Annotated in this window: 12 protein-coding genes; 3 read left to right on the forward strand and 9 right to left on the reverse strand. The window is 60.7% G+C overall.

Annotation, left to right across the window (positions count from 1 at the left end; genetic code table 11):
• Positions 1-5 precede the first annotated feature (5 nt).
• Entirely contained in the window at positions 6-992 is a 987-nt protein-coding gene (locus tag Q0X21_RS06840; protein ID WP_297851103.1) for a GNAT family N-acetyltransferase, read from the reverse strand.
• Positions 992-1,555 carry a peptide deformylase gene (locus Q0X21_RS06845; protein ID WP_297851104.1) on the reverse strand — a complete coding sequence of 188 codons (564 nt, stop codon included), beginning with the start codon at positions 1,553-1,555 and terminating at the stop codon, positions 992-994. The genes Q0X21_RS06840 and Q0X21_RS06845 overlap by 1 nt, the downstream gene beginning before the upstream one ends.
• A 45-nt stretch (positions 1,556-1,600) precedes the next feature.
• On the opposite strand from Q0X21_RS06845, the gene Q0X21_RS06850 reads away from it, so the two are divergent.
• The 3 genes from Q0X21_RS06850 (at position 1,601) to Q0X21_RS06860 (ending at position 4,585) form a co-directional block, all read left to right on the forward strand.
• The gene (locus Q0X21_RS06850) at positions 1,601-1,825 is read left to right on the forward strand and encodes a DUF3263 domain-containing protein (RefSeq protein ID WP_297851105.1); all 225 of its coding nucleotides are present in this window, start codon (positions 1,601-1,603) and stop codon (positions 1,823-1,825) included.
• A 425-nt stretch (positions 1,826-2,250) separates the two neighbouring features.
• Entirely contained in the window at positions 2,251-3,330 is a 1,080-nt protein-coding gene (locus Q0X21_RS06855) for a LytR C-terminal domain-containing protein (RefSeq protein ID WP_297851107.1), read from the forward strand.
• Positions 3,331-3,448: 118 nt separating this feature from the next.
• Positions 3,449-4,585 (forward strand): glutamate--cysteine ligase, encoded by a 1,137-nt coding sequence (locus Q0X21_RS06860; protein WP_297851118.1) that lies wholly within the window; start codon positions 3,449-3,451, stop codon positions 4,583-4,585.
• Between the two features lie 9 nt (positions 4,586-4,594).
• Here the strand turns inward: Q0X21_RS06860 and Q0X21_RS06865 are convergent, their stop codons facing one another.
• The 7 genes from Q0X21_RS06865 to Q0X21_RS06895 all read right to left on the reverse strand — a co-directional run bounded on the left by Q0X21_RS06865 (position 4,595) and on the right by Q0X21_RS06895 (position 11,952).
• A complete protein-coding gene (locus Q0X21_RS06865) occupies positions 4,595-4,972 on the reverse strand; it encodes a monovalent cation/H(+) antiporter subunit G (protein WP_297851108.1) in 378 nt (125 codons plus the stop codon).
• Positions 4,973-5,251 carry a monovalent cation/H+ antiporter complex subunit F gene (locus tag Q0X21_RS06870; protein WP_297851109.1) on the reverse strand — a complete coding sequence of 93 codons (279 nt, stop codon included), beginning with the start codon at positions 5,249-5,251 and terminating at the stop codon, positions 4,973-4,975.
• Positions 5,252-5,253: 2 nt separating this feature from the next.
• Positions 5,254-5,820 (reverse strand): Na+/H+ antiporter subunit E, encoded by a 567-nt coding sequence (locus Q0X21_RS06875; protein ID WP_297851110.1) that lies wholly within the window; start codon positions 5,818-5,820, stop codon positions 5,254-5,256.
• A complete protein-coding gene (locus tag Q0X21_RS06880) occupies positions 5,820-7,613 on the reverse strand; it encodes a Na+/H+ antiporter subunit D (RefSeq protein ID WP_297851111.1) in 1,794 nt (597 codons plus the stop codon). The genes Q0X21_RS06875 and Q0X21_RS06880 overlap by 1 nt, the downstream gene beginning before the upstream one ends.
• The gene (locus Q0X21_RS06885; RefSeq protein WP_297851112.1) at positions 7,606-8,097 is read right to left on the reverse strand and encodes a Na(+)/H(+) antiporter subunit C; all 492 of its coding nucleotides are present in this window, start codon (positions 8,095-8,097) and stop codon (positions 7,606-7,608) included. Before Q0X21_RS06885 ends, Q0X21_RS06880 begins: the two co-directional genes overlap by 8 nt.
• Entirely contained in the window at positions 8,098-11,154 is a 3,057-nt protein-coding gene (locus tag Q0X21_RS06890; protein ID WP_297851113.1) for a Na+/H+ antiporter subunit A, read from the reverse strand. It lies immediately after the preceding gene.
• A gap of 243 nt (positions 11,155-11,397) precedes the next feature.
• Positions 11,398-11,952 (reverse strand): acetyl-CoA acetyltransferase, encoded by a 555-nt coding sequence (locus Q0X21_RS06895; RefSeq protein WP_297851114.1) that lies wholly within the window; start codon positions 11,950-11,952, stop codon positions 11,398-11,400.
• Positions 11,953-12,534: the final 582 nt, after the last annotated feature.

The following is a 12,534-nucleotide window of genomic DNA, read 5'->3' on the forward strand; positions in this document are numbered from 1 at the left end:
GCGCTCTACCCTAGATCACGCCCCGACTTGAGTGTTGCGTAGCGGTGGCGGTGGTGCTCAATGAAGCCCAATTTGTCATACAAGCCGATCCCGGCATCGTTGCTGGCCAACACCTGCAAATATGCATCAGTAGCGCCTCTCGACGCACCCCACCTGAGCATCTGCGCACCAAGACGCGTTCCTAGTCCTCGCCTGCGGTGATCCTCGGCGACTTCCACTGCTGAATAACCGAGCCAGACGCGACCGTCATCGGAAGAAGTGATTGTGCCACGGGTGATCGCGATGGTCTGGTCATCTTGCAGTAGCCGGCCAAACCCCAGCTCCCCGTCGATCTCCTCTGCCAATTCCGCGAGTGCTTCCGGTGGCAGTGGTTGGCCACGGAAGTGATACATATTCAGCCACGCATCATCGGGTTTGGTGTCCACGCGGAATGTCACTTCTGTGTCTGCGGGGATATCAAGGTCCTCCAGTGACCGAGTCATCGTGATGATTTCCGGGCCCAGCTCCCACATGTCCGGATCACGCTCCACCAAGTGGAGAGCTGGCTTACCAATCCGCTCTGGAATCAACAACTGCACCGGCATATCCCGGTCCTGATAAAACTTCGCGATTTTATCGATCGGCACCGGCTGCAAACTCGCCGAATGCCCAATCGGGGTGGCGCTATTAGACCGTTCGGTGATGGAGGAGCCGGAGCGGGCAAGCCAGGCGTCGATAAGCGAATGCTCCTGGCCCGGGAACGCGCGGGCCGTAGCTGTTTCGACCGCGCGGATGTCGCTGTTGCGGATGCGACGCGGGCTGAGACGACGCACGATCAACGGCTCGTCGATCTGGATCGCCTCAGCCTGAGATGGCAGCCCGCCGACCTTCTGCGGCCGGACGACCAGCGGATCCAGCGTGACCACGTGCCCGATCACGTCCGTCAAATGCGATCCCGCGCGACGACGCACCACCACGCGGTCGCCCGGTGATACTGGTTCTTTGCGGAACACTAGTGGCCGAACGGGTCCGGATCCGTGCCAGGCAGCCACGTATTGCCCGCGTGGTCCCAACCATTGCGCTTGATCGCACGCTTCGCCTCACGTTTGTAGCGACCCGTCAAAACATCCAGGTAGACATAGCCGTCGAGGTGCCCAACCTCATGCTGCAGACAACGCGCAAAGAAACCAGTGCCCTCGACCTCGATCTCATTACCGTTCTCATCCAGGCCCGTCACCTTCGCCCACTCCGCGCGACCAGTCGGGAAAGACTCGCCCGGGACGGACAAACAACCCTCGTCATCGTCCTCGCTCGGCATCGTCTTCGGGACCTCACTGGTCTCCAATACCGGATTGATCACGGTGCCCCGACGCATCGTGTCCCCATCCGGGCAGTGATAAACAAACAGACGCTTATTCACACCAATCTGGTTCGCCGCCAGCCCCACCCCGTGCGCAGCATCCATCGTCTCATGCATATCCGCAATGAGCTCCTGCAAATCCTCAATCGGCTCCGTCACCGGTTCCGTCGGGTTATGCAGGACAGGGTCGCCATAAATGACAATCGGTCGGATCATGCGGTTCAGTATAGTTTCGCCGGTCCGGCCGTTATAGTTTCGCCTGTGGACCCCTTTGACTTGGCAGTTCTCGACTTCGCCGGCCGCGCCCCCCGCAGCCTCGGCGCCCGCGAAGACGCCATCCGCGCTGAACTGGGCATCTCCCCATTCCGCTACTACCAAAAACTCAACACGCTCATTGATTCCCCCGAAGCACTCGCCGAACGACCACAGCTGGTCCGTCGGCTGCAGCGAATCCGGGACCAGCGTGCCTTTGGGCGGGAGGGGTAGGTGCGGTTTGGCTTGGGCTTAATTGGCCTCATGGTCAGCTTGATCAGCCTGGTCAGTTTGATTGTTACCTTTTCGGTTTGGTGGGTGGCTGGCTTCGGTATTTGCTTAGTTGTTAACCCCAAAACTTAGTTCTCCCAGATGGCTGATTTGGGACGATTTTGGCGACCTGGGGAAACTTAGTTTTAGGGTTAACATCCTCAAAGGGGTAAGCATTTGGGGTTAACACCCTCGGTCGCGGGATCTGCCGACTCTGCTTCGGGTGCTGCAAAACCGCAGGAACTATGCAGCGCATAGTGTGCGAGTGATTACTGCGGTGAACGTGGGGGGCGATGGGTATAAAACCGCAGGGACTATGCAGCGCATAGTTGGGGGATTTGGCGCGTCGTGAAGAAGATCGGGGACGCGACCACATTAGGGTGACTGTTGTGACTGATGTGAACCCTGGTAACCGTGACCCGCGAAACGGCCGCGAAGGCATTTCCCGAAAGCTTTTTGGCCGCGACAAAAACGACGATTTACTGCAGGACCGCGAGCAGCTTGCTGATCCGGAGCACTACGAGACCGCCGGTGATGGCTCTTTTGATGAGGCGCTGGATGAGTACTACGAGGCTCGCGACGCATACCCAACCGACACCGATGCCGAGTACGAAGCAGCTGCTACGGAGCCAGTGGCACGTGGCAAGCACCACCGTCGGGACGAAGACGAACTCGAAGAAGAGTACGTAGATTACGAAGACGATGAGGACGACCGCGGTGCAGTGCCGGTCGGCGCCATCGCAGGATCTGGTGCTGTCGCAGCAGGCGCAGGAGCTGCAGGTGCAGCGGCGGCTGGCTCGGGTGCCGGCGCTGTTGCAGGTGGTGTGCCGAAACGTGGGCTCGCGATGATCCTGATCGCCGTCGCGTTGCTGCTTGGCCTGTGGGGTATTTATGCCATGACCAAGGGCGACTCGAGTGATCAGGCTGCTAATGAGCAGACGAATCAGTCGGCGCAGGACGGCAATGGCCAAGGCACAAATGGTCAGGGCCAAACGGGCCAGGCAGGCCAGGGTGCAACCGGTCAGGACCAGAACCAGCAGGACCCGAACGCGCAGAATGCGAACGGTCAGGACCAGAACCGTGGCCCGGGCAATGAAAACGGGGCCCAGGAAGGCGCAAACGGCGCAAATGGTGCAAGCGGCGCTAACGCGATGACCGCTGAGAACCAGACGATCAACGTGTACAACAACTCGGCGGTGCCGGGCTTTGCTGACCGGGTGGCTGGCCAGGTGCGTGAAAATGGCACGAAGGTGGGCGAGGTCGGAAATATTCCGGGTGAGTCTGTGATCTTCGAGCAGAACACGGTGCTGTTTGACCCGGCGACCCCGGGTGCAGAGGATCGTGCACGTGAGCTGGCGGACAAGGTTGGCGGTATTGCGATCCCGAATAATGACAGCATTCCGGCGGAGGCGAAAAAGCCGGGCTCGCTGACGCTGGTGCTAGCGGAGAACCGCGAAGTGAACCTGTAAAACGCGCGGCAAAGCTAAGCCCGTGAAACTAAACCTTGGACCGTCCCTGCACTGATTTGCGCGGGGGCGGTCCATGACGTATTCAGAGAGAATGACTGTGCCAGCAAACCAGGCCACGATGGATCCGTTCCGGGATTTCAACCGTTCGGAGGGCCCGAGCCTGGGCGTGGAATGGGAGATCGCTCTCGTTGACCCGACTACCAGGGATTTGGTGCCGTATGCGGCGGAGGTCATTGAGGAGGTCGAGAGGCGCTGGCCGGAGACTCATCTGGAAAAGGAGTTTCTGAAGAACACCATTGAGTTGGTCACCCCGGTGTGCACAAACACGGGTGAGGCGATGGCGTATCTGAAGGAGACGAAGGACAAGATCCAGCAGGTCGCCGATGAGAAGGGCTTTGAGTTGTGGGCGGGGGGCGGTCATCCGTTCGCGGATTTCCGGACACAGCCGGTGGGGGATAAGCCGACGTATAAAGAGATCATCAATCGCACGCAGTACTGGGGGCAGCAGATGTTGCTGTGGGGTACGCACGTGCATGTGGGGATCCGGCATGAGGATCGGGTGTGGCCGATCATCAATGCAGTAATGACCAAGTACCCGCACCTGCTGGCCATCAGCGCATCGAGTCCGGCGTGGGAGGGCCTGGATACGGGCTATGCGTCGAACCGGACGATGCTGTACCAGCAGCTGCCCACGGCGGGCATGCCGTACCAGTTCGGTAGTTGGCAGGAATGGGTTGATTTCATGCGCGACCAGACGAAGTCGGGCGTGACGTCACACACGGGCTCGATGCATTTCGACGTCCGACCCGCCGCCAAGTGGGGCACCGTCGAGGTGCGTATTTCGGATGCGGCGACGAACCTGGAAGAGCTCGCCGCGGTGGTCGCGCTGACGCACTGCCTGGTCGTGTACTACGACGAAATGATCGACCGGGGCGAGGAATTGCCCACTCTGCAGCAGTGGCATGTGGAGGAAAATAAGTGGCGTGGAGCGCGCTACGGTCTTGAGGCTGAGGTGATCACCAGTCGTGATACGGATGAGCGCCTGGTCACCGATGAGCTGAAGGATATGGTGGCGCAGCTGCAGGGCGTCGCTAAGCGTCTTGGCTGTGTTGAAGAGCTGAACTTGGTGAACAAGATCGTGGAAAATGGTGCGGCCTACCAGCGCCAACGCGCGGTGTTTGAGGCGACGGGCGACTGGCACGGCGCGGTTGACCAGGCGGTTGCGGAGCTGCGCGCCGGGCAGGCCAGCGCTTAAGCCCAGCGCCTAAGCGCGCAGGTCGCCGGGGTGCTCGTTGATGGCGATGGCGTCCTCGTCGCCGTAGAGGCCCTCACGGCGCGAGACACGGCCGAGGCGCTGCGCGGTGACGGGGTTGGTCATCAGCGCAAACAGTACGAGTAGGAAGAGCATGCCCACGTCGCCGCGCTGGCCGACGTCGAAGTGTTCGGAGCCGATGAGGCGGAAGATCACGCCGAGGATCACCATGATCAGACCGACGGTTTGCGGTTTGGTCACGGCGTGAATGCGCGCGAGTGCGGTGTCGAAGCGTGCAACACCGACGGCAGCGAAGAACACCTGGAGTGCGCCGGCAACGATGAAGATCAGCGACAGGACATCGGTGATAAATTCCCAATTCACGTTCATCTAAAGCGCACCGTCCCTCTTACGGAAGCGGGCAACGGACAGCGAGCCGATGAAGCCGAGCAAGGCCACGACGACCATCGCGTTGACCACGGTTGTGTCGAGTGTCCAGCAGATATAGGTCGCCAGCGCGCATTGCAGCGAGGCGACAATACCGTCCATGGAGATCACGCGGTCGAGCGAATTCGGCCCGACAATCAGCCGCCACGTGGTGATCATGAACCCAGCGGCGAGCAGCACCGCCGCTACCGTAAGCACGGAGTTGTAGATCGCGTCATCCATGTTTAGTGGGCCTTTCTCTTCTCAAAAATAGCGATCATCGAGCGCTCAAGCTTATCGACGTCCGCCAGTGCCTTCTCCACATCTTTCTGCGTCCCCGCGGATAAAACGTGAATGGTCCAGACTCGGTTGGCCAGGTCAATGTCTGTGACACAGCCACCAGGCTGAAGGTTGTATGCGCAGGTGGCGAAGTACAGTGCGAGCTCGGAGTTGAGGCGCATCGGGACTTTGAAGATCGCGCTTTTCGGCGGGTCCGCCGGGCGGATTGCCAGCCAGGAGACCTGGATAGCTGCGACGATCAGCTCGCCGACCCAACGGATGAGGAAGCCGATCAATTTGGGGGTGTCTAGACTCACGCCACCGGTGGGCAGCTTCGGCAGCGGCAGGACCATGGTGATAATCAAGCCGAGCGCAAACCCGGCGAAGATATTCGCCCAGGTGAGCTCACCCATGAGCAGGATCCACATGAGGGTGAGCCAGAAAATGAACCAGGGGCGGTAGCGGTCGGAGACGTGACCGCCGAAAGAGCGGCGCGGAGTCCGGTGCTGCGTGGGCCGTTCTTGGATGCTCATCAGTTCGCCTCCTCAGAGGGGGTAGCGGGAGCCTGCTCGATATTTTCCGCTGGTTCAGGCACAGGCACCGTAGTTACGCCGGCAGTCGGTTCCTCAATTTCGCGGACGCGGTTGGGGAGGGCATCGGAGCCGTCGTCAAGCTTTTGCGTGTCGAGCGTGCGCGACGGATTGGACCAGTCTTCGCCGAGGACTGCCGTGCGGTAGAGGTTGGTGTCCAGGACGGAGTCGGCGGCGCGGCCGGTGATCGCGGAGATCGGGCCGGCGAGGAATGTGATGGCCACGGATGCTGCGACGAGCGTGGCCGTGGAAGCGACCATGCCGGCGGGAACGCGGCCGGCGTCGGTGCTGTCCTCCAGGGCGACGGTGTCGGAGACATCGCCGAGCGGGCTGACGCGGACGGAGACGACATTGCCTTCGGGGGCGTCGGAACGGTCGCGGAGGAAAGCCTTGGACCAGACGATCATCATGGCGTAGAGGGTCAGCAGTGAGGTGATTACTGCGCCGATGATGAGGACCCAGGAGCGCCACGAGCCTTCCTCGGCACCCGCCTGAATAAGCAGGACCTTGCCGATGAACCCGGAGAACGGTGGGATACCGCCCAGGTTGAGGGCTGGGATGAAGTACAGCAGCGCGATCAACGGTGCGGTGTACAGCAGTGAGCCAAGGCGACGCAGCTGCGAGGAACCCATCTGGCGCTCAATGAGGCTGACCACCAGGAATAGGGAGGTCTGCACCAAAATGTGGTGGACGGCGTAGAAGATCGCGCCGCTCAAGCCCAGCTCGGTGCCCAGGGCCACACCGTAGATCATGTAACCGATGTGGCTGACCAGGGTGAATGACAAAAGACGTTTGATGTCATTCTGGGCCAGTGCGCCCATCACGCCGATGATCATGGTGGCCAGTGCGACCCACATGAGCAGGTGGCTCAGCGGCTGGTCCGGGAACATGGTCACGCGCACGCGGATAATTGAGTACACACCCACCTTGGTCAGCAGGCCGGCGAAGACCGCGGTGACCAAGGATGCGGCGGTGGGGTAGGAGTCCGGCAGCCACGCATCGAGCGGGAAGACCGCTGCCTTAATGCCGAAGGCGACCAGCAAGGTAGCAAAGATCGCGGTGCGGGTACCGTCCGGGATCTCTTCCAGGCGCAGACCCGCCTGCGCCATATTCACCGTGCCCACCGAGGCATACACCAAAGCGAGGGCGAACAGGAAGATCATGGACGATGCCATGGACACCATCACATAACCAATGCCCGCGCGCACACGCTGTGGGGATGCGCCCATGGTGAGCAGGATGTAGGAGGCCACGAGGAAGATCTCAAAGCCGACATAAAGATTGAACAAATCGCCCGAGAGGAACGACAGGTTCACGCCCATGGACAACAGCATGTACACGGGTAGGAACACATCAACCGGGTCGTTCTCATTGCCATCGCGAATACCCTGGCTGATCGCGAACCACATCACGCAGAACAGCACGATCGCGGAGACGAACAGCATGATGCCGGACAGACGATCAGCCACGAATGTGATGCCGATCGGGGCATCCCAGCCACCTAATTGAAGTGTCTGGATACCGGCGATATCCGCCACCAGAATCATCGATGCCGCGACCACCGCCAGCACCAGGAAGGTGATGAAGGCGATATTGCGTTGCAGCATGCGGTGCTTACCTGCCAGAAGAATCAGCGCGGCAGCAATCGCGGGCAACAGCACCGGCAGAGGAATCAGGTAGGGCATGACCGGCAGGAGCAGGTCGACGTACGACTCGAAGAAGGAAGGGCTAGGCATCCTTGCGGACCTCCTTCACCGGCTCCTCAAACGAGCGCGGACCGAAGGCATCCCCACCACTGCGCAGGCGGCCGGTCTCCGGGTCATCGGAGGCATCCGCATCCGGTGCAGCCGATGGCGTGGCCGGACGCGCGGCGATTGCCTGGTCCTCTGCGTCGTGCTCAATCACATCATCGGCGCGGTAGCGGTACTGCCTGTACAGCAAGGCTAGGATGAAGGACACCATCGCCATGGAGATGACAATCGCGGTCAGGATCATGCCTTGTGCCAGCGGATCAGCCACCTTGTCAGTGACGATGGATTCACGCTCCAAGATCGGCGGTGCTCCCGCTTGGCCGCCAGCCTGGAGCAGCAGCAGGTTAGCGCCGTTACCGATCAGCATGACACCGAGCAACATGCGCGTCATCGCGCGATCCAGCATCAAGTACACGCCCGCTGCGATGAGTACGCCTGAGGCGATCAGGAGGAAAAGATTCGCTTCCATCTACTGCACCTCCCCAGTCCGTGACGTTGATATTCCAGTTTCAGAATTAGCTCGTCTATCCACGCGGCGTTCCTTCACCGCTTGACCTGCCCTTTGAGCGCGTTCGGCGATACGGGCGGAAGCACGCTGCTTCGCCTTCTCCTCACGCGCACGCTTGCGTTCCTCATTCTTGATCTGCAGAGCACGGGCACGATCACGTGCACGCTCCTTACGCTCGTCCTCTTCACGGTCGATCTGAGCGCCAAGGGACGTGAGAATGTGCATGGCCAGGCCGACGACGATGGTGTACACGCCGGCGTCGAAAAGCAGTGCCGATGGAATGGTGACCGCACCGATCAGCGGTATCTCCGGCTCGATATAACCACTGGTCAGCGGTGGGTAGCCCATGAACATCGGGATCACCGCGGCCGCGCCGGAGAGCAGCAGGCCAACGCCCAGCAACTTCGACGGATCGACCGGGAGTGCCTCTTCGAGCTCGTCGCGGCCACCGGCGAGGTAGCGCAACGTGAGGGCAAGCCCCATGACCAGCCCGCCGGCGAAACCACCGCCGGGCGCATTGTGGCCGGAGAAGAAGAAGTATGCGGACAAAAGCACCATCGCCGGGAAGAGTAGGCGGGTGACCACATCCACCATGATCGAACGGTTCTGGGCCTTTTCGCCCTCCACACCCGATGCGAGCCAGCGCGGGCGGCGTGTGGACAGCGTCGGACGACGCGAATCGCGGGTGAAGGACTGCGTGCGGTAAATCAGGCTGGCCACGCCCGTAGCGGCGATGACCAGCACGGAGATCTCGCCGAGTGTATCGCCTGCACGCAGGTCCACCAGCAGCACGTTGACCGTATTGCGGCCATGCCCGATCTCGTAGGCCAGGCGTGGCATGAGCAGCGAGATCGGCTCGTGGATGCGCGCCGACATCGCCGCGACTGCGACGACGACCACCGAGAAACCAGTGCCCACTGCCAACCAGGCGCGCAGACGAACATCGGCGTCTTTACGCACATCCACCTCGGTGGGCAGCTTGCGCAGCACCAGCATGAATACGACCATCACCAAGGTCTCCACCAGCACCTGTGTCAGCGCCAGATCCGGCGCGCCGTGTAGCGCGAAGATCATGGCAGAGCCATAACCAGTCAGACCGACCAGGATGACCAAGGACAAACGGTTGCGGATCACGGTCGCGGCGACTGCGCAGGCCACCATCACCAAAACAGTGATACCCTGCCACGGGTTGTCCCACAGAATCATGTGCGTGACCGCCATGTTTCCGGAGATTAGTGCGCCCAGCGGGACCACGAGCAGCACGCTGAAGATCACCGCCAGGTTGATCGTCAACGAACCGCGCTGCGTCGATGCCGTCAAGCGTAGCGACGCCTGCCGGAGCACCCTCAACATCGCATCCCACAACGCATCTGCATTGCCCAAGGCAGGACGCTCAAACTGCGCCTTCTTAACCAGCTGACGCTGCCAGAACATCGCCGCACCTGACGCGATGATCACCGCGCTCAGCGCCAGCGGGATGGTCAGACCATGCCACAGCGCCAGTTCCTGGTGCTCCCCATGCGGGAAGCGCACGCCCAGGTACTGGTTGATCAGGTTCGACAGTGGAGCCGGAATGACGCCAAAGACCACGGTGAGTGCCACGAGCAACCCCGGCGGGGCCCACTGGAGGAATTCGATGCGGTCCATGTTGGCAACGGCGGGGGACGTGCCGTGGACAAGCTCGCGGCGAACGTCTTGCTGTGGTTTGCGCGCGAAGGCGCCCCACAGGAAATAAATTGAATACGCCATCGTCAGGATTGAGCCGAGCACAAACCCGACGAGCAGCACATTGCGCGGCATGCCCACGAGCATTTCCTCGTGCAGCGTCGCCTCAAGTGCGGCCTCCTTGGCCACGAAACCCCACAGCGGAGGAATGCCCGCCATCGATGCCGCCGCGATCATGGCCAACACCATCACGAGCGGCTCCCGACGGCCGAGACCGGAAAGCTCGCGGACATCGCGCGTGCCGGAGGCGTGATCAATCGCGCCAACAATCATGAACAGAGCGGCCTTGAACAGTGAATGCGCGAACACGAGCGCCAGGCCAGCCATCGTCGCTTCACGCGAGCCGATGCCCACCACCGCAGTCATAAACCCGAGCTGAGAGACAGTGCCGTACGCCAGAATCAGCTTCAAATCGCGCTGTTTGAGCGCCATCCAACCGCCCAGCAGCATCGTGAACACGCCGGCAGGGAGCACCACGAGGTGCCACACGCTTATCGACGCAAAATCCGGCGCCAACCGCGCCACCAAGTACACCCCTGCCTTCACCATGGCAGCGGAGTGCAGGTACGCCGACACCGGTGTTGGCGCCGCCATTGCGCCTGGTAGCCAGAAGTGGAAGGGTGCTTGTGCCGACTTGGTCAGCGCACCCAGCAGAATCAGCACGACAGCCGGGGTAATCCCCTGGACAGACTGCAGATCCGACAGAGCTGCGATCTCCGACAGCTTCCACACCCCGGTCTGGGTACCGAACAAGATGATGCCCACCAGCATGGCCAGACCACCAAATGTGGTGACCAACAGCGCCTGTGTTGCCGCCCTGCGCGACGATGCACGCTCCCCGTAGTAGGAGACCAGCAGGAACGACAGGATCGACGTGATCTCCCAGAAGATGTACATCATCAAGAAGTTGTCCGAGATGACCAGGCCATACATGGCCATCGCGAACATGGTCAGCTCTGCTGCGAAAATGCTCAGGCGCCGCGGATTGGAATCGAAATACCCCCAGCAATAGAGCAGCACCAATGCGCCGACACCGAGCACAATCAGCCCGAACAGCCCTGCCAGAGCATCGAGTCTGAACTCGATATTCAGATGGATTCCCGGCATCCACGGATACGAGGCGAGGATCTCGCCACCATTGCGGAATGTCCCATTCGCGAACTGGTAAACCAGCCACACAAATCCAGCACCAGGCACAAGCGCGAGAAGACCAAAGCCTGGCCTGCCTAATGTGCGCACCGCGAAAGGTGCGGCAGCTGTGGCGGCGATCAGCGCGATGAGCAAGGTGATCACAGTGTCACGGCCCTCCCAAGTATCTTTCCGGCGGGGGTCTTAAAGACGCTGGTTAACGGGGCAACCAGCAGCGCGCGAGCAAGTAAGACACCCTGCCAACTTGGGAAAAACTAAGTACAACCAAATCAAAAAGGCGCGTCAAAAGCTGGCGCGGCCAACGTTTTGCAGTTTACCTATTTAGTTCTATGTGTGGGGCGTTGGATTTATTCCAACTTAACGGCTAGTGCCTTAAGCAGTTTCTTTTCAGCCGTAGATACGCTGTGCGCCCGAAGCCATTGCTGCGGCGATGGATTTCTCGCTCGTCGAACCGAAGCCGACAGCCCAAGCAGTGCTGCGCTCGTTGATCTGGTGCGCGACCTTGATCGCGGTGAAGGTGGCCTCGAAGAGCTCGAACTGGTGGAATTCCAGGATCTCAACATAACGGTCAGCCTCAGCCAACATTGCGCTGAATGCGTGCGCCGGACCGGAGGTGGTGATCTCGTGGTGCGTGGTCTCCGGCGGGAATGTCTTCGACGTGCGAGTGACGTCAGCTGCGTAGGTGGTGTAGCACCAGTTCTCGCGGGAGACCTCAATATCAGAGATCTTGACGGTCGGGGTCGGTGCGAAGGTGGCACTGAACAGTGCCCAGCTCATCCCCATTGCTTCCTCACGCAGTTCGCGTGGCAGGCGACGTGGGGAGTCGAAGCGGATCTGGAATGGATCGAGCTCTGCATTGCGAGCTGGAGCGTGCTGGATCTGCTGGTTCGGGGTGGTGGAGTCGGTGGTGAAAGTGGTGTGCTGAGTCGAGGTGTAAGACACGTCGATGTCCTTCTACGTTTCGCGGTTTTCTAAGTGGGGCGTCCGACTCGCTGTACTGGGTGGCTAACGACCACTACCCCACACCGCGGGGAGTCGGTTACTCCGCGTTGGGGTCGGTGGCCTGTAGTACCACCTTGAGTACTAGGGCTCGTAGAAGAATCGGCTTTCGCATGACCACGACACTATCCAACTTGGTGGGTGATGCGCAACACATTCCGGGAAATTAGTTTTCGCGGTCTCGCCGTGGGGGTGTGTCGCGGGGCCGGTCCGGGGACGGTGCGGGGTGTCGTTCGCGGGCCTGCTCACGTGGTGCTCGGGGGCGGTGGATCTAGATTGCGCAGTTGCCGGTGCAACTAAATCTGACCTGGGGTTTTAGCCGCGTTCCTGGAGGCGAATGCGATCTAAATCCACCGGCCAGTTTTGCTAGATCCAGCGGTCAAGTATGAATGATCTGGGGTGGGGCCGCGTGAGTGACCCGCCTCGATTCATGTTCGGGTTGGGTCTTCCGTGGCGGGCCCGGTCCCGCCTGGATCTAGATTGCGCAGTTGCCGGTGCAACTAAATCTGACCTGGGGTTTTAGCC

It is taken from the genome of uncultured Corynebacterium sp., from assembly GCF_947253065.1.
Lineage (GTDB): Bacteria > Actinomycetota > Actinomycetes > Mycobacteriales > Mycobacteriaceae > Corynebacterium.